The sequence below is a fragment of the Leptonema illini DSM 21528 genome (assembly GCF_000243335.1).
GTDB classification, from domain to species: Bacteria; Spirochaetota; Leptospiria; order Leptospirales; family Leptonemataceae; genus Leptonema; species Leptonema illini.
In genome coordinates, this window is sequence record NZ_JH597773.1 from 2,844,124 (window position 1) to 2,860,898 (window position 16,775).

Below are 16,775 nucleotides of genomic sequence, written 5' to 3' on the forward strand. Positions count from 1 at the left end.
GTTTTCTTCGGGAATGGGCGATCTGTTTCTTCCCGCCGGATTTCGGGCCACAGGCTGGCGTATAGGCGTAAAAGAATCAAACTCTACAAAAGAGGACTTCGGCGTTCTTTTCAGCGAGACGCATGCAACGGCGCATGGCGTTTTCACGAAAAATCGCTTCCCGGGCCATCCCGTCGTCGTCGGTCGCCGCCATATTGAAGGGGGACGCCTGCGACTTATTGTCGTCAACTCAGGCAACGCAAACGTCGCCAACGGCCCTGACGGCCTGGCGCTCGCCGAAGCGGAATGCGAACGCGCCGCCGCCTCTTTGCAGATCCAATCCACCGAAGTGCTGCCTTCCAGCACTGGCGTCATCGGTCGCCCCATGCCGGCTGAGAAGATCCTGACTGCCTGCGACGCCATCAAGGACCGGTTACAGAATTCCGATCCGATGTCCTTTGTTCGCGCGATTATGACGACCGATAGATTCCCCAAATATCGTTGTCTGCGGTTATCGCCTGGATTCGCGTTAACAGGAATCGCCAAAGGCGCCGGTATGATCGAGCCGAATATGGCTACGATGCTCTCCTATATGTTAACCGACGCCGAAATCGACGCAGACGATCTGCGACGCTGGTTGCCTTTCCTGGCGGACCGATCCTTTAACCGTATATCGGTCGACTCCGACACGTCAACAAGCGATACGTTCGTTATTCTCGCAAGCGGAGCAAGCGGCATTCGCGTTCGCATTCGTCCCGAAGACGTCGCCGGCCTGCGTTCGATGGCCTTCGACGACATGGAGACGCTTCTTCAATCTCTTTACGTAACGGATCCGGCCGGCCTCGTTGAGGCGTCGAACTTCTTGCAGAATCGATTGAATACTGATCCGACCTCGGCGACGTTTATGGCCGCTTCACTTCAGGTGGCGCTTTATCTTGCTCTGCAGATCGTACGTGACGGCGAAGGAGCGACGCGCATCTTTCGCGTCATCGTCAGAGGAGCAAGAGATGGCGAACAGGCGATGAAGATCGGCAGATCCATCCTCAACAGCCCGCTTGTAAAAACGGCCGTATTCGGCGCCGATCCGAACTGGGGACGCATCATGGCCGCCGTCGGCAAGGTCTTCGATGAACAGCATCCCGACCCAGAGATTCGCGTCGGCCCGCATCGTATGTATCCTCCGGGTCATGCGACGCTCGCCGATCTTGAAGAACAGATGAAGCAGGAAGAAGTGGATTTCACCGTCCATCTTGGAGCCGGTAATGCATACGAAATCCTGTACGGCTGCGATCTTACGGAAGCATACGTGCGGCTGAATTCCGAGTACACCACATAGATGGCGTCGCTGCGAAGATTTCTATATCGTCGGTGGAGTTCTTTCCTCGCCGGGATGCTCATCATCGCAGGCTATACATACCTGCAATCGGCGATTTTCCTCGTCGGCTACGAGCAGGAACTTGCCACCGTCATTTTTGTGGTGCTCGCCGTCGTCATCCTGATTCCTGTGCGCGACTATCTGCTTGAGCCGTTTCTGACCTTCCCTTCCTGGGAGACGTTGATCGAAACACAGCAGCATCACCTTGAGTTTCTTGCCCGTCCGTTCACGCTGCAAACGCTGCTGAATCAGATCATGCCCGATTTGATGATCTGGCTTCGAATCCCCGATGCGCGCCTTTTTATTCTGCAGCAGGAAAGACGCTTCTTCGACATGCATGTTTACCGTCGCGGCGCTCTTAAGGGATCAAGACGAATCACTCGAAAAAACGTCATCCCCATAACGCGCATGTTCCGGCAATTCGGGCGTGTCGCTCGTCGCGAAGATCCGACCGTTCCCGAACACGTCGAAAAGATTATGGCGGCCTACCGCATCGCCATTGCCGTTCCGTTTATTCATCGCGGACGACTGCTTGGAATGCTCATCTTCCATCATCCTACGCAGAACCGACACGCCGAGCGCGGACTCGAACTGTTTGCGGCAAAGGCGGCGATAACCATTCACGATCATATTCTGAAAAGCCGCATGCAGAACATCGCCGAGTATGACGAAGAGCTGCGTATAGCGACAAAGATAAGGCAGATGCTTCAGATGCAGGAAGCGCCCGAGGTTCCAGGCTGGGTGCTGAAAACGGGCCGTATTCGCTCCGCCACGCTTATAGAGTACTTTCACACCAACGATCGTCAGTATGCGGTGCTGCTATCGACGAAGGCGGCCGGCGGAGTACAGGCGATGATTCTTTCCGGAGCGCTCGGCTATCTATTTGCAACCGTTCGTATCAAGGGGCCCTCCCTTCGCCTCTCATCGCTTCTACGACGGATGCAGCAATACACGCAGGAAAACGACCTGACCGGAAAGCTTGAGATTCTCGTCGTCGGATTGCGACCCGGCGCAAAAGAGATGACCGTCGCCAGTATGGGTAGATCTTACCGCCTTTTAAATGAAGACGGTGAAGAAACGGCTCTGCCGCCTGGCCGTACGACCTTCCGCTGTCGCCCCGATTCGACGATTTCCCTGCACTACCAGGATGAGGAGATACTGAGTTTCTCGAAACTCCCGTAATCCATGTTGCACAATCTTCGCATATCCATTCATTATCCGATCGCGATCTCTTTGCTTGCCGCGCTCTATCTCTTCCTGTTCAACGAGCCGGTCATGCACCCTCCCGTATATTATATGGGAGACGGACTCGTCGTTCTTTCAGAGACTCCTGAAATAGAAGCCGGGACAAGGCTCGTCTCGCCTTATTGCAGAGCTTTCGAGGCAGGCAAGTTTCTATGCAGCATTCGCAGCAACAGCGCCGTCCTTGATATCGTTCTACCCGGAAAAACGATCAACGCCGCTGAGTTTCTGCGACTCTTTCATATTCCGGTTCTTCTCAGCTTCCTTCTACTTTTTTTCGCCGCGTGGTTTCTCGACAACAGTCGCGACTTTCTGATATCCTCGTTCTTTTTCTGGCTAACCATATTTGTCGTCCTCACTCTCTATACGATCCTGTACGACAGAGCGGTCGTGGTCTGGACGATGCTCGGGTATTTCGTTCCGATCACCCTGCTCAATCTCAATCTGCGTATTTCGGGTCGGATTATCAACGCCCGTCTTCTCATCACAGAAAGCGTGCTTCTTCTATTTCTCGGGCTGCTTGTACTGGCGGCCGAAGGATCGACGGGCTTTCGATCTGGAACCATCCAGATCATCTCACTGCTTTTCTGGTCGGTTACGGCGTTATCCGTAATGATCCAGGTGATGGCGGCTTTCGATAAAAGCAACGATCGTATTGATCGCGTCAAGAAAATCGTCGCCTCGGCCGGAACTCTGCTCGGAGTCGCCCTGCCCGTCGCACTGCTGCTTTATCTTCCGAATTTTTTACCGGGATTCTTCTATTTACTGCTGCTGATTTTCTTTCCTCTGTCATTGATCTACGGTACCTACCGGATGCATCTTGTACCGTTTCAGTTCTTCGTCACGCGCAGCATCGCCGCCGCCCTGTTAACATTCCTGTTTCTTGCCATCTATTCGGTCGTTCTCTACGTTTATTCGATGGCGCTGCCCGAGACAGAGAATCGCTGGATCGTCAACACGGTATTTCTTCTTCTCCTGGTGTTTTTTCTCGATCCGCTGCGAACTCGCATCAGCTCTTTTATCGAGCAGCGATTTCTGCTGCCGCGCGGAGAACACAGCGAATCCTTGAAACGACTGGCCGAGATCATTTCGCGATCCTCCCGTCCGCGTGTCGCCGTCCAGGCTATCCTCGATGAGATCAATCAGACGCTGGGATTGCAGCGTAGCTACTTCCTGACCGCCCCTGACTTCTTCTTCTATCTTGATCTGCGAGAGCAGCATGTTCTTCGTCTTTCAGCCGGTTCGCCGATCTGGTCTCTTTTGAAACCTGAGAAGATGCACTTTGCAGCATATCTCACCTACGGCACAGGAGCACGCAAAGAGCTGTTCGAATTCCTGTATCATAAGCGTATCGTTCTCGCCATAGGTCTCGGCGAAAGACGCAACCTGATCCAGAGGATACATGCGGTGATTGATGGACGCCTGCGCTCACCGAAAAAGGCGGCGACTTCAGAGAATCTCGCCTGCGCATTTCTCGTGGGTTACCCGCACGGTCGCGACAGGCTGTATCTGCATGAGATTCGCTACTTGCAGGAAGCGGCACGCCTCGCAGGCATGATGCTCTTTAACATGCATGCTCTGATTCGCGAGGTGGATAAACGCAAAAAGGTGCGCGACCTGCAGCAGAGCGGACAGTATCAGAAGCTTTACACGCTCAATCCCGATCCGCCATCCGATACGCTCGACTATCGCTTTTTCAACCGCCCGGTCCTATCGGTCACTGGAGACTACATCGACATCGTCCGGTTGGATTTTCAGCGAACGGCCGTTTTTCTCGGCGACGTAAGCGGGCATGGTCTCGGTACGGGATTTCTCGTAAGCGCGCTGCGAGCCATCGTGCGTACGTCGATCGGATCAGGAAAAACTCTGCCCGAGGTACTCGACATCCTGAACGAATTCCTCACCGATCGATACAGCGGCTATGAATTTCTCACTCTTTTTGCCATGATCCTGAATCTCCAGGACGGCCGTATCGAGTATATCAATGCCGCCCATCCAGGAGCTTACCTGAAACTACCTGGAGGCCCTCTGGAAAAGCTCGAGAATACGCAGCGTCTGCTCGGCATCCTTCCCGGTCCTTACAAGAGCTTTACGTATCAGATCAAGCCGGGGCAGAGAGTCTTTCTTTTTTCGGACGGCGTTCTTGAGACGGCTAACTCAAGAGATGAGTTTTTCGGCGAGAGCCGGCTTGCGGCCTTCCTTACCGAGAAAGGCGACGATCCGCTTGATGATGTCGTCGCAGGATTGCAGACCTCGCTGATCGGTTTTCGAGGATCGGCTCCTCCAGGGGACGATACGAGCTTTCTCGTTCTTGAATACCTGCCGGCCCGCTCTCTGCTTGATTTTGTGCTTCGGGGCCTTGGCATCAGGCGTTAACCGGAGTCTGGCATGCTTGAAACGACACGGCAGCTGTTCGACGAGATCCATGCGACTTATAACAAAAGAATTTACGTGCAGAGCGATCCGCTTCGCTACGTTTATCGCTACGAAAATCCGGAGGATCGCGAAATCGTCGCTCTCCTGAGCGCTCTTTTCGCCTACGGACGAGTTGCGTCCATCTTCTCGTTTCTGGACAGGCTCTTTCTTCGGCTCGGCCCGAATCCGGCAGCGACTCTTTGCGAAACTCGCATCACGGGAAGAGATCTCTATTATCGATTTCAAACACAGAAAGATACGGAGCGTCTGCTGGCCGTTCTTGGCGAATGGTTGCAGAGGCGATCGTTTCCGATTCTTGAACGTCCCGTCTCGCTCGACATCTATGATGCCATCGACACCCTGATTGACGAGCTAACGGCATCGATTCCCGCCGCGGGACGAACGCAGGGCTGGACGTTTCTGGTCGGCAAACCCGGAGCCAGATCGGTGGCGAAGCGATGGTGTCTTTTCTTTCGCTGGATGGTGCGCAGAGGTCTTCCTGACCCGGGACTTTACTCTACGATTCGCCCCGACAGGCTCATTTATCCGCTTGATACGCACATCCTCAAGATTGCCCGCTGGCAATCGCTTACGTCAAGACGCTCGACAACAAGAGAGACGGCCCGGCAGATCACGGCGGCCTTTAAGAATCTTTCTAAATCCGATCCTTTGAAATATGATTTTGCTCTTACCCGACCCGGCATCCTGAATGATAGAGCTCTCCTCGACAGGCTTCAGCTCAATACTCTTATTTGAGCTTCGAGGCATCAGGTGATTTTTCCTTTCCTCTGGCGATTCCGTCATTAAATTGGAAACATGTCTTTGCGAATCCTCTGTGTCGGCGCCCATCCTGATGATGTGGAAATCGGCATGGGAGGGACGGTAGCGTCGCTTGTTCAGAAGGGCCATGAGTTGTTGCTTCTTGATTTAACAAACGGCGAACCCACGCCGTTCGGTTCGCCCGAGATCCGGGCGCGCGAATCGCAGGAATCGGCGGCCGTCCTCGGAGCACGACGTAAAACGCTGAGTATGCCTAACCGCTTTCTCGAAGATACGATCGACAATCGCAAGGCGATCGCCGCAGAGATTCGCGCCTTTCGCCCCGATTACGTGTTCGCCCCTTACTTCGACGACGCTCATCCCGATCATATCGCCGCCTCTGCCCTTGTCGATGCGGCCCGCTTTTATGCGAAACTGACGAAGAGCGACATCCCCGGCGATCCGTTCTTCCCGAAGCGAGTGATCTACTATTATCCGGTGCATCTGCGGCTTCGCATTCAGCCGAGCTTCTTGAACGACATATCGACGACGATCTCGACTAAAGCCGGAGCCATTCGGTGCTATCACTCACAGTTCGAAGCGGCCGGCAAGGCAGATCTCGTCGAACGTTTTCTCGACGAGAACCGCTACTGGGGATTCCAGGCAGGATGCGCGGCGGCCGAGCCCTTCTTTCAGAAAGAGATCCCGGCCTTTTCCTGGCCGGAGGGCTATATCTGATGATGGTCTTCTGTTCAGGAGAGTCGAGAATTCGATGAGCGTAACGATCCAGCATGGCGTAACCGAGCTTGACGGATTGATCAGGCAGCATCTCGGGCGCCCTATTCCCGAAGCCGGTCAACAGATCTGCACCGAGACCATCCGTCTTTACGCCGACGAACTGAAGGCATCCCTCGGCATAAAGGGACCTGTCTTTCTTGCCGGCCATCAACCGATCTTCTATCATCCGGGCATTCTTGCCAAAGATTACCTTGTACAGGCGCTCGTTCGCCGGCACGGCGGAACGGCCGTTTCGCTTATCCTCGACACCGACCAGGAAGCCATCGATTTCGCCTGGCCGGGTACCGGCAGGCATTCCATCGTGCTCTCGGACGTTAGTCGAATCGTCGCCGGTCAGCGTTTGAATCCCAGTCGCAAGGCGCAGCTTCTGCGTTCTATAGATCAGGCGTTGATCGATCTTTCGGCGACGTTCACTCCGGCAGCGGCACAACGAGCTCGTCCGTATCTCTTTCATCTGCATCGGGCTGTAAATCAAACCGACGATATCGTAACGATTACGAATTCCGTGCGCGAATTTCATGCCAGCCGTAACGGCTGGAAGATTGCGTTTCTCAAGGCATCCGACCTGATCAAAACAAGGGCCTTTCGCTTCTTTGCATCCGAGGTCTGTCGCCGACCCGATGAATTCCGTAATGTCTTTAATTTCGCCCTTGCCGAATACCGGCGCAAACACGACATCAAGAACCACGCCCAGCCCTTTCCCGACCTGAAAGAATCGGAGTTGCCGTTCTGGTATTCTCTTCACGGGAATCGCAGGCCTCTTGTGGACAGCGACATCCGCGAAGCCGGCCTTTTTGACGCCGGTAGAGACGCCCCCGCCTTTACTGCGCTGTTCGAGCAGGGGCATGTTCTTCCGCGAGCCATCACGCTCAGTCTATTTATGCGGCTTTTCGTCTGCGACCTTTTTGTACACGGAACAGGCGGCGGACGATACGATCGTATAACCGAAAAGGTCATCGAGCGCTTCTTTAACTGCCACGCGGCGCCGATCACCGTCGCGACGGCCACTCTGCGTCTCGAAGCGAGAGCTGACTTCGCGCTACAGAGCCGAAGTCGAGAAGCCCTGCATGAAGAAGAGCGACGCCTGCTTTTCGATCCTGTACGCTTTCTGCCAGACGAATGCGCCCTGCATGCAGAAAGAGAAGTGCTGATCCACATACGACGACATTTGAGCGGACCGGACGGCCATCTGCTATACGAATCGCCTCTGCCTGATTTGCAAAGAGTGCGTCCTGCCTTTGCCGCCCATATGCAGCGTCTTGCATTGCGGTTAAAGAATCCGGCGATGAACCCGCCGGCATTGCTGCATCGCGAATTCGTCGCCCTGAGAAGACGCGCCGCTCCTTATCTGAAACGACGACGAAAGCTGCTCGAACTGGAAGTTGAACGAGAGAAGCGCTGTGCTGAGAATCTGAGGCTTTTCACCGATCGCACACTGCCGTTCTTTTTCTACGATCTCGCAGAGATAGAAGAGGCAGTCAGGCCCTACGGCGACGTAACTCCGCCCTGAAAGTCACCGAGATGCACTCCATCCGGGCGGCGCATAACGCCTCGCTGCGGCATTGTTAACCGAACAGCCCGCTCAGATTATTCTTTGCCGTCGCCTTCTCCCAGTCGTCGCGATCGATGACGGTGACGTTTCGACCGTCCTGTTCGAGCCGGGCGAGGATTTTTGGCGTTTCAGAGGGGATGCGCGTCGCCAGATAGCGGAACTCCGCCCCGCATTGCGTACACTTGAGATCTTTTGTGTAGTTCAGACCGACATGCCGGCAGTTCGCGCAGCTGCCGTACAGATCGTCGATGAGAAGCAGATGGCCTTTAATCTCGTCGACGTCAAGATGCTTGTAGATGCGAAGATACTGTTTCACTCCTCTATTGAAGATGGCCGTGCGGCGCTGTCAAGTCGCATCGCAACCGGTGAGCTGATCGAGCGTCTTACCAGATTTATCGAGAAACGTATCGATGGAGCGACAGATCTGCGCCGGTAGACCCGGGCCTCTGTAGATGTAACCCGTGTACACCTGAACAAGAGAGGCGCCCGCTTTGATCTTTTCAAGCGCATCCTCTCCTGAAAAGATGCCACCGACGCCGATAATGGGCGTTCTGCCCTCTGTAAGCTGAAACGCACGTCGGATGATCTGCGTCGAACGCTGTCGCACGGGTGCTCCGGATAACCCTCCCTGCACGTCGACGGCTGCGGGCACGGAGCTTTTATCAAGGCTTGTATTCGTAAGAATCAGGCCGTCCGCACGAGCGGCGACGATGGCTTCGATCGAGGCCTTGAGCTCCTCTTCGCTCAGATCGGGAGCGAGCTTCACAAAAAGCGGAACCCTGCGATTCTCGTCGATAAACGAACGCAGGGCGGCGACCAGACTGTGAATCTTCGAGGCCTCCTGTAAAAGACGAAGGCCCGGCGTGTTCGGCGAGCTCACATTGACGGCAATATAATCGGCATAAGGGAGAAGCAGGGCCAGGCTTTTCAGATAGTCCTCTTCAGCCTCTTCGACGGAAGCTGCCTTGCTCTTGCCGATATTGATGCCGCGAACGATGCTGCGCGGCTGATGGGCAAGGATCGCGGCGACGGCCTGCGCTCCTGGATTATTGAACCCCATGCGATTCACAAGGGCGTCATGATCGGGAAAGCGAAACATACGCGGCTTCGGGTTCCCTTCCTGTGCAAGGGCCGTGAACGTGCCCGATTCAACAAAGCCGAAGCCCATGCGCGCGAGAAACGGATACAGCTCTGCCGTCTTGTCGAATCCGGCAGCCATGCCCACCGGATTCTCAAAGCGCAAACCGCAGACAGTACGACCGAGACGCGAAGAGCCATAATGAAAGGCGGCCTGCATCGCCGCAGCCGCTCCGGGAATGCGCACCGCCGCCGACATGAAATGCGACACACGCTCATGAGCGGATTCAGGATCAGACAGAAACAGCAGGGAACGCAAAGCGGAATAGAACATGGGTCAATTCTTCTTTTCCAGATGCCGAGGCAAGCCCGAACGAGACGGCCGGGGCATGCCGACCGGCAGAGTAGAAGACCACGATTAGAGGATTACAATCCGGCAATTGCGATCCGGCGATTACGATCAGGCTATCAGGTCGACTGATAACTCAATAGAACGACGCCGCTTGAGAACTGCCGGCTCTCCGTTAGCCTGAGTCGCTGGACCTCGGGCAGTCCCTGAAAGGGCGAGCGACCGGTGCCAAGCACGACCGGATCGATCATAAACTGATACTCATCAATCAGACGAGCGGCGGCAAGCTGTGCAATCACCGACCCGCTTCCCAGTACGGTCATATCGGCGCCGTCTTCCTGCTTGAGGCGTTTCATATCTGCGATCAAATCGGTCAACACTGTCGTATGCTGCCAGGCAGCAGAAGGCATCGTTTTCGAGAAGACGATCTTCGCTGAATCGTTCATGCCTCTCGCCACATCGGGCATCTGCTTCATCGCCATCTCGGTCGGCCAGAACGACGCCATCATCTCGTAGGTCTTACGGCCGAATACGAGAACGTCTCGCACGGACAGCGATTCCGCGGCGTAGGCCGCCTCTTCGGCGTCGTGTACATGCCATGAGGTGTCACCGTCCTTCGAGGTATAGTATCCATCGAGAGATAAGAAATTATAGGCCCTCAGCTTTCGCATATGCTCCTCCTTTTTTCATATTGGAACATTGTCAACATACCACTCGGTATGTAAAGAAAAATAAGGTCCGGAAAATACTTTTCACAGGAAGAGGGATTGCGTCGCTGTCCCTGTGGGCGGTCCGATACGAAACCTCGAACGAACGCGTGAAGCGCTTCTTGCAGCCGGATTTCAATTAATCTTCAGACGCGGATTTCAGGGCGTAAGCGTCGCCGACATCGTGCAGCAGGCCGGCCTGACTAAAGGCGCCTTCTTTCATCATTTTGAGAATAAACAGGAGCTCGGCTACGCCGTCGTCGACGAAACCATCCGCGAGCTGATGATGAATCGCTGGATTCATCCGATAGAGAACAGTGCCCATCCAGCGAAGGCCATTCTCACTCAGCTGAAAAAGGTGATCGACGAAACCCCTGAAGAGCGGCTGGCGCTTGGCTGCCCGCTCAATAATCTCATGCAGGAGATGTCGTCGATCGATACCGTCTTTCACGAAAAGCTGCAGAGCGTTCTACTGATGTGGATCGACGAAACGGAACGGCAGCTCAAAAGGGCAAAGCAGATGGGCCAGCTGAAACCGGGTGTGAAGCCGAGGCAGGCCGCCGAGTTCATCGTCATGGCGCATGAGGGCTTTTTTGGAATCATCAAAGGTCTCGGTGATAAGCGCATCTTCCGCTCTCTGTATGAATCCCTGAAGATCTATATCGAAGCCATCTCGCTGTAGAAGCCATCGCCCAGAATGGCTTCTACAAGTTATCTCGTTCTATTCCGGAAGCTTAAGTCGTCGTGTGATCTCTTCGATCTCAAGGGCCTTCTTGTGCGGCGACCAGCTCAGCTCGGCAGCGACGATATCGGCGACGGCCTGCACGACCTCTGCGCCCGGATAACCAAGCGTACCGAGTCCGGTGCGGCGAAGAAAGACGTCGGCAAGCGAACAGGCCATCTCATGGCGAACGGCAAAAACGACCTGAGCCATGATCTCGCCATCGGCGTCGAGAACACGCGCAAACGCAGGACTGGAGCGAGCCAGATCAAGGATGGTCTCGGTGTCGGTCCCATAATGACGCATCAGGTAGTCGACCGTACTCGCGGCAAAGTCAGAGTGACGACGCTTCGCCTCTTCAATGACCTGTTCCACGGTCAATCCTCTCGCCTGAGCTCCCGTCTGTGGAAGACGATCGATGTCGCAGGCATACAGCGCTTCTTTTGCCGAAATCGACGCAACGGCCTTCTTGCCGATCTTCTTCTGAATGGCCTTAAAGATCTTCACCGCAAAATCACGGCTTGTCGTGTACTTTCCACCCGCTGCCGTAATCAAACCCTCGATACCGTCCTTTGCATGATCGTGCAGGTCGCTTCTTCTGGATGCCGAATAGGTGTCGCCCTCGCTTTCCACAAGCGGTCGCAATCCGCCATAGGCGAATTTCACATCGGCTAACGTCAGCTTCTCAGGCAGTCGAGCCGAGCTGTTAATCGCATCAAGAAATTCGACGATGCTTTCGCGCGTGAGCTTCCAGTCTTCAACCGGCCCGGTATAAGATTTCTCAGTCGGACCGATCATGCTATGCCCTCTCCAGGGTGCGAAGCTGAAATGGCCATGCTTTTCCACATACAGCGTCATCACATCGGATAACTTTCGCGTGATGAGATAGATGCCCTCCGATCGTTGCTTCGGCATGGCCGTCTCGGTTTCTTTTGTGCGATTCAAAAGATCCTGCGTCCACGGGCCTGCGGCGTTTACAACGACATCGGCTCTGATCTCATAGACGGGCCCGCCTGTGTCCTCAGCATCCGCGCTGCCAGACGCAAGAAGATCGCGCACCTCTGCCCCAACGACGCGCCGGCCGTCGAAGATCAGTCGCTCCACTTTTGTATAATTCGCAACAGACGCCCCGCAGGCGACGGCCGACTTCACAAAGGCGAGCGTCAGGCGTTCGGGACTGATCATGATGCAGTCATAGAAATAGATGGCTCTCTCAAGCGAACCAAGCCCGAGCTTCTCAAGAGCCTTCTTGCCGATGATTCTATGCCACGGTATCTTCTTGCTCGGATCCCGCGTCCATCCGCTGTCAAACGAAAGCAGATCGTAGGCGATCAATCCGACTCGCTCAAGCAATCCTGGATTCGGCAGAACCATCGGATAAGGATACACAAGATTCGGCGCAATATCAGAAAGTATGCGCCGCTCACGCAGCGCCTCGCGCACAAGGGCTATGTCGAATTTCTTGAGATAACGAAGCCCGCCGTGAATCAGCTTTCCCGTGGCCGCCGACGTGGCGCCGCCAAAATCCGACTTTTCGACAAGCGCTACCGTATAACCCCGGCTCGCCGCCTCATAGGCGACGGCCGCTCCGGTGATTCCGCCGCCAATAACAAGCACATCATAGCGCCCCACGGTACCGAGGCGTTTCATCTGCAATGGGGATCGATCCATATCAGCCCTCCTGCATCTGCGCCGACAGAGCGGTTAACAGCATCTTCTGCAGGCGAGGCCGTTCGCTCTGCACGTTCCACTGCCCCATGCGCAGCATCAGCGCCGCAAGCCTCCAGGCGTCGATGGCCTCGTCGCTCATGCCGGTGATTTCCTGATACGTTTTACGATATTTCTTGAGAACGTATTTGCGAATAAACGAATAGAGGAAGACCTTGATCTGCGGAGTTCCAGGCCAGAGCTCCGCCTCGACAGAGATGAGCGAGGTGTAGGCGACATCGGCGGCCGGATCTCCGCGAAGCGCCGTCATCCAGTCGATGACGACGGGGCCTTCCGGGGTCACGATGATGTTCTCGGGATGATAGTCCATATGCAGAAGCGAGCTGCCTTCGGGTAACGCTTTTACGTATCGTCGGGCGGCCTCTTTCTGAGCCTGCGAGAGGAAGGCAAGCGGCTCGCTATCGACCATATCAAGCACGACATCCTTCACGCTTCTCAGTCGATCGGTTTTCTTCTCGTGCATGGATGCATGCAGTCGGCCGAGAATAACCGGCAGCTCAAAGAACATCAGTGGCTTTGTGTCGGGCAGTTTGGTCAGCGAAGGACCGGTCAGTCGATCAAAGATCAGACCGCAGCGATCTGCCTGCTCGACAAACTCGTAGCAGCGCATCGTCGTCGCGCCCAGCTCGAAGGCCTCGCTTGTATTTGTGAATTCACGCCGCACCTCTTCGGCCGAATAATCCGAATGAAAGAGCTTTAAGACACGCCCCTCATCCGGAAGCTCAATAATATCGGCCGATCGCCCGATGGCGATCTGACTGCCCGCTGCCATAGCCCCTCCAGAGAATGAACACCTGTTTACTAAAAACAGAAATGTCCGACACGGGGGCTACGGTCAAGCGGGAAGAAACGCGCAGCGCGAAATATCAGATGGAGTCGGCGATGGCCTTGAAGACCTCGATCTCTTCCATTTCCATCTCCTCTCCCGTCGCACCGCCGTTCTCTGTATAATCCGCATAGGCGGACGTCCGGGCGATCACGATGCGGTTGCGCGGAGAAACATAGATAGACTGCCCGTAGACGCCGATGGCCATGAAATCGCCGTTAGCATTCTCGGGAATCCACCACTGATAACCATAGCCGAGCGTGAACTTCGAGGTATCTCGCTTGCCCGGCATCAGATGAGGGGCGTCGGGCGTTATAGAGGCCTTCACCCACTGTTCGGGCACAAGCTGTGTTCCGTTCCAGTTCCCTCTGTGTAGATAGAGACGACCGAAACGAGCATAATCGCGCAGCACGACGTTCAGCCCCATAAAGGCCGCTTCCATTCCCGTCGAATCGATCTGCCAGGTGGCATCGGACTCCATACCCATCGGCTTCCACAGTTTTTCTTCGAGGTATTCGGTCAGCGGCCGGCCTGTCGCCTCGGTGATAACCATGCCGAGCACCTGCGTATCCATACTCACATAGTTATGATACGTTCCGGGCCGGCGCTCCTGCTTCAGCGTATTCACGAAATCCACTAGCGGGGTATTAAAGGCGAAGACGTAGTTCAGGCGATTGATATCGGATGTAAGATCGCTGTAATCCTCGTTGAAGCGCACGCCCGAAGACATCTGAAGCACGTCTTTAAGCCGAACACCGTTATAACCCGATGGAGCCAGCGCCGGAACATAGTCGGTGACGCTCTCTTCGATGCTCTTGATATGGCCTTCGTGAACAGCGATGCCGAATAACGCCGAAACGAAAGACTTGGCGACGGACCAGGACGTGGCCTTTGATTCTTCGGTATTGCCCAGAGAATACTTCTCGTACAGGATCGTATCGTCGCGCACGACGATGAATCCGGTCGTTTCGGTTCGCGCAAGAAAATCGCTGATCTTTCTCGTCTCGCCCTTGTAGACGTAGGTCTCGGGTAGAGGCCTTTCGCTTCTTTTGAACTGCCAGACGGTTTCGCCTTTATGAATGGCCCTTGATTCAAAGAGCGTACCGAGATTCCGGAAATTCTCGGCAATGATCGGCGCATCAAAAAGCGAAAGAGCCTTGTGCAGCCTTTGCAGCTTATTGAAGTTGAATAACCCGGCCAGGACAAGAACGCCCAGCAGACCTGCGAGTATCGAGGCGATCCATTTCAGGCCGCTTCTCTTTTTCTGTGTCATGCTTCCCCCCTAACAGGCCTCCAGAAACTTTCTGAACTGCATTCAGCAAGCATTTTTGGAAGAGGGAAGCCTTCTGGATTGCGGTCGATCCCCCCCTTCAGGCAAACTGACGGTATAACCCGGCCAGCTTACCAAGGATGATGGCATGCGTCGTATAGATGGGCCTGTATTTGGCGTTCGCCGGCTCGAGGCGGATGCGTGTTTTCTCGCGGTAGTAGTATTTCAGCGTCGCCTCGTCGTCGATTAAGGCGACGACGATCTCGCCGTTATCGGCTGTGTTTGCTTTCTTGATCACGGCAATATCACCGTCCCGGATGCCGGCCTCGATCATGGAATCGCCCGATACGCGAAGGGCGAAGATATCGGTCTGGTCTTTGACCATCGAGCGAGGGAAGGTAAGATATTCTTCGATATTCTCTTCGGCCAGGATGGGCAGACCGGCGGCGACGCGGCCGACAAGAGGCACCTTGATCACCGATTCGGCGACCTCGGGCATGGAGCCGTCGGGCATACGCAGGATCTCGATGGCCCGGCTGCGATTCTTCTCGCACTTAATATAGTCTTTTTTCTCGATGGCCTTCAGGTGGTCGTAGGCCCCCTTTGGCGTGATCTCAAACCGATCGGCAATCTCGCGGATCGTCGGCGGATACCCCTGATTCTGAGAAAAGGCATAGATGTATTCCAGAATGCCGCGCTGCTTTTCGGTAAGGTCCTTCATACTTAACATTTAGAAAGCCGTCAAAGAGCGGTCAACAAAAAAATGCTTCCCGAAGCGAATTATGTCGGGAATCCGGGCAAAACCCTGACGCCCCCCGACCGCTTTCTTAATTCAGCTTGCCCGTGCCGCTGTAGCAGGCAAGAATCACACATGCAAACGCCCGCCCTGCATTCAGATGAACCGATACGCCTTGATGCTCTGCGCGATCTGCGCATTCTCGATACGCCGACCGAGGAACGCTTCGACCGCATCGCCCGACTGGCGCAGTTCATCTTCGGAACACCGATGGCGCTGATCACGCTTGTGGACGAAAAGCGGCAGTGGTTCAAGGCACGCGTCGGATTGGATCTGACCGAAAGCAATCGCGAGATCTCTTTTTGCGGGCATGCCATTTTACAGAATCAAACCTTCTTTATTCCCGATACGGCCGTCGATCAGCGATTCAACGACAATCCGTTAGTCACGGGCAATCCCCATATTCGCATGTACGCCGGACATCCCATCCACGCCGCGAACGGCATGCCCGTGGGCACCGTCTGTGTGCTTGATACGGTGCCGCGCTCCGTCGAGCCGGGTATGCTTTCCGCCCTCGCCGATCTTGCCGCTATCGCCGAATCAGAGATGAACGGCATACAGCTGCAACAGCTTGCGCGGACGCTTAACGACGAAAAGGCCTCGCTTGAATCAAAGCATGCACAGGCGACAAAGCTCAATCAGATCCTCGAAAAGCTCACGCTGCTTGATCCGACATCGCATATACCGAATCCGCTGTATCTGCGCATCTATCTTTCACAGGAGTTGATCCGATGCAGGCAGCAACGCAAGCCTCTCAGCCTGCTCTGTATCGAGATCGACGGGCTCATAGAGCTGCGCCGTCTGCGCGGAGACGAGGTCGCTCGCGAAATCGTGCGTAGAACGACGCCGGCCATCACCGATATTCCGAAATGGCCGCGCGGCATGACCTTTCAGGTTGATCCCTTTCATCTGGCCATCGTTCTTCCCGAAAAGGATAGCGACGGAGCGCTGACCGTGGCCCGCGAATGCCAGAGCCGCTTGCGTGCGCTGAAGCTTGTGATGCCCGGCCGCGGAGAAGCCGTTACCTGCTCGATCGGGCAGATCACGGCCTCATCATCGGGTGCAACGGTCGATTCGCTTCTATTGCAGCTTGAGTCGACGACAAAGATCGCTCAGGAATCGGGCCCGGAACGCATCCGCCAGCTGAGCGTATGAGATTGACAGCGATGCGTCATCGACCA

General features: G+C 55.1%; 15 protein-coding genes. 8 read left to right on the top strand and 7 right to left on the bottom strand.

Going from position 1 to position 16,775, the window contains the following annotated elements; genetic code table 11:
- Positions 1 to 13: 13 nt before the first annotated feature.
- From LEPIL_RS12945 to LEPIL_RS12970, 6 genes are read left to right on the top strand one after another with little or no spacing between them, the layout of a single operon-like run.
- Positions 14 to 1,315: a bifunctional ornithine acetyltransferase/N-acetylglutamate synthase gene (locus LEPIL_RS12945; RefSeq protein ID WP_002772985.1), complete on the top strand. Its 1,302-nt coding sequence runs from the start codon at positions 14 to 16 to the stop codon at positions 1,313 to 1,315.
- A 54-nt stretch (positions 1,316 to 1,369) separates the two neighbouring features.
- Positions 1,370 to 2,536, top strand: a complete 1,167-nt coding sequence (locus LEPIL_RS12950; RefSeq protein WP_002772986.1) for a GAF domain-containing protein — start codon at positions 1,370 to 1,372, stop codon at positions 2,534 to 2,536.
- A 3-nt stretch (positions 2,537 to 2,539) separates the two neighbouring features.
- Positions 2,540 to 4,972: a PP2C family protein-serine/threonine phosphatase gene (locus tag LEPIL_RS12955; RefSeq protein ID WP_002772987.1), complete on the top strand. Its 2,433-nt coding sequence runs from the start codon at positions 2,540 to 2,542 to the stop codon at positions 4,970 to 4,972.
- Between the two features lie 12 nt (positions 4,973 to 4,984).
- Positions 4,985 to 5,767: a TIGR02757 family protein gene (locus LEPIL_RS12960; protein WP_002772988.1), complete on the top strand. Its 783-nt coding sequence runs from the start codon at positions 4,985 to 4,987 to the stop codon at positions 5,765 to 5,767.
- 60 nt (positions 5,768 to 5,827) lie between these two features.
- Positions 5,828 to 6,508, top strand: a complete 681-nt coding sequence (locus LEPIL_RS12965; RefSeq protein ID WP_002772989.1) for a PIG-L family deacetylase — start codon at positions 5,828 to 5,830, stop codon at positions 6,506 to 6,508.
- Positions 6,509 to 6,542: 34 nt separating this feature from the next.
- Positions 6,543 to 8,078 (top strand): hypothetical protein, encoded by a 1,536-nt coding sequence (locus LEPIL_RS12970; RefSeq protein WP_002772990.1) that lies wholly within the window; start codon positions 6,543 to 6,545, stop codon positions 8,076 to 8,078.
- 55 nt (positions 8,079 to 8,133) lie between these two features.
- Here LEPIL_RS12970 and LEPIL_RS12975 read toward each other — a convergent pair whose 3' ends face one another.
- The 3 genes from LEPIL_RS12975 to LEPIL_RS12985 form a co-directional block, all read right to left on the bottom strand.
- Positions 8,134 to 8,436 (bottom strand): hypothetical protein, encoded by a 303-nt coding sequence (locus LEPIL_RS12975; protein WP_002772991.1) that lies wholly within the window; start codon positions 8,434 to 8,436, stop codon positions 8,134 to 8,136.
- A 30-nt stretch (positions 8,437 to 8,466) separates the two neighbouring features.
- Positions 8,467 to 9,531 carry a quinone-dependent dihydroorotate dehydrogenase gene (locus LEPIL_RS12980; RefSeq protein ID WP_002772992.1) on the bottom strand — a complete coding sequence of 355 codons (1,065 nt, stop codon included), beginning with the start codon at positions 9,529 to 9,531 and terminating at the stop codon, positions 8,467 to 8,469.
- A 134-nt stretch (positions 9,532 to 9,665) separates the two neighbouring features.
- Positions 9,666 to 10,217 (bottom strand): dihydrofolate reductase family protein, encoded by a 552-nt coding sequence (locus LEPIL_RS12985; RefSeq protein ID WP_002772993.1) that lies wholly within the window; start codon positions 10,215 to 10,217, stop codon positions 9,666 to 9,668.
- A 112-nt stretch (positions 10,218 to 10,329) separates the two neighbouring features.
- On the opposite strand from LEPIL_RS12985, the gene LEPIL_RS12990 reads away from it, so the two are divergent.
- Positions 10,330 to 10,935, top strand: coding sequence for a TetR/AcrR family transcriptional regulator (locus LEPIL_RS12990; RefSeq protein WP_002772994.1), 606 nt, complete (start codon positions 10,330 to 10,332; stop codon positions 10,933 to 10,935).
- A 39-nt stretch (positions 10,936 to 10,974) separates the two neighbouring features.
- Here the strand turns inward: LEPIL_RS12990 and LEPIL_RS12995 are convergent, their stop codons facing one another.
- The 4 genes from LEPIL_RS12995 to lexA all read right to left on the bottom strand — a co-directional run bounded on the left by LEPIL_RS12995 (position 10,975) and on the right by lexA (position 15,519).
- Complete coding sequence (locus LEPIL_RS12995) at positions 10,975 to 12,645, bottom strand: glycerol-3-phosphate dehydrogenase/oxidase (protein ID WP_002772995.1); 1,671 nt, start codon at positions 12,643 to 12,645, stop codon at positions 10,975 to 10,977.
- A gap of 1 nt (position 12,646) precedes the next feature.
- Positions 12,647 to 13,474: an aminoglycoside phosphotransferase family protein gene (locus tag LEPIL_RS13000; RefSeq protein ID WP_002772996.1), complete on the bottom strand. Its 828-nt coding sequence runs from the start codon at positions 13,472 to 13,474 to the stop codon at positions 12,647 to 12,649.
- A 94-nt stretch (positions 13,475 to 13,568) separates the two neighbouring features.
- Positions 13,569 to 14,801: a serine hydrolase domain-containing protein gene (locus tag LEPIL_RS13005; protein WP_002772997.1), complete on the bottom strand. Its 1,233-nt coding sequence runs from the start codon at positions 14,799 to 14,801 to the stop codon at positions 13,569 to 13,571.
- Positions 14,802 to 14,898: 97 nt separating this feature from the next.
- Positions 14,899 to 15,519 (bottom strand): transcriptional repressor LexA, encoded by a 621-nt coding sequence (gene lexA / locus LEPIL_RS13010; protein WP_002772998.1) that lies wholly within the window; start codon positions 15,517 to 15,519, stop codon positions 14,899 to 14,901.
- 150 nt (positions 15,520 to 15,669) lie between these two features.
- Between lexA and LEPIL_RS13015 the strand changes: the two genes are divergently transcribed.
- Entirely contained in the window at positions 15,670 to 16,749 is a 1,080-nt protein-coding gene (locus tag LEPIL_RS13015; protein ID WP_052608322.1) for a sensor domain-containing diguanylate cyclase, read from the top strand.
- Positions 16,750 to 16,775 lie beyond the last annotated feature (26 nt).

Excerpts from the sequence above, each read along its gene's own strand:
- LEPIL_RS12985 (WP_002772993.1), bottom strand. The coding sequence starts at position 10,217 with ATGCGAAAGCTGAGGGCCTATAATTTCTTATCTCTCGATGGATACTAT.
- LEPIL_RS12980 (WP_002772992.1), bottom strand. The coding sequence starts at position 9,531 with ATGTTCTATTCCGCTTTGCGTTCCCTGCTGTTTCTGTCTGATCCTGAA.
- LEPIL_RS12945 (WP_002772985.1), top strand. The coding sequence starts at position 14 with ATGGGCGATCTGTTTCTTCCCGCCGGATTTCGGGCCACAGGCTGGCGT.
- LEPIL_RS12970 (WP_002772990.1), top strand. The coding sequence starts at position 6,543 with ATGAGCGTAACGATCCAGCATGGCGTAACCGAGCTTGACGGATTGATC.
- LEPIL_RS12950 (WP_002772986.1), top strand. The coding sequence starts at position 1,370 with ATGCTCATCATCGCAGGCTATACATACCTGCAATCGGCGATTTTCCTC.
- LEPIL_RS13005 (WP_002772997.1), bottom strand. The coding sequence starts at position 14,801 with ATGACACAGAAAAAGAGAAGCGGCCTGAAATGGATCGCCTCGATACTC.
- LEPIL_RS12960 (WP_002772988.1), top strand. The coding sequence starts at position 4,985 with ATGCTTGAAACGACACGGCAGCTGTTCGACGAGATCCATGCGACTTAT.
- LEPIL_RS13015 (WP_052608322.1), top strand. The coding sequence starts at position 15,670 with ATGCAAACGCCCGCCCTGCATTCAGATGAACCGATACGCCTTGATGCT.
- lexA (WP_002772998.1), bottom strand. The coding sequence starts at position 15,519 with ATGAAGGACCTTACCGAAAAGCAGCGCGGCATTCTGGAATACATCTAT.
- LEPIL_RS12965 (WP_002772989.1), top strand. The coding sequence starts at position 5,828 with ATGTCTTTGCGAATCCTCTGTGTCGGCGCCCATCCTGATGATGTGGAA.
- LEPIL_RS13000 (WP_002772996.1), bottom strand. The coding sequence starts at position 13,474 with ATGGCAGCGGGCAGTCAGATCGCCATCGGGCGATCGGCCGATATTATT.
- LEPIL_RS12955 (WP_002772987.1), top strand. The coding sequence starts at position 2,540 with ATGTTGCACAATCTTCGCATATCCATTCATTATCCGATCGCGATCTCT.
- LEPIL_RS12995 (WP_002772995.1), bottom strand. The coding sequence starts at position 12,645 with ATGGATCGATCCCCATTGCAGATGAAACGCCTCGGTACCGTGGGGCGC.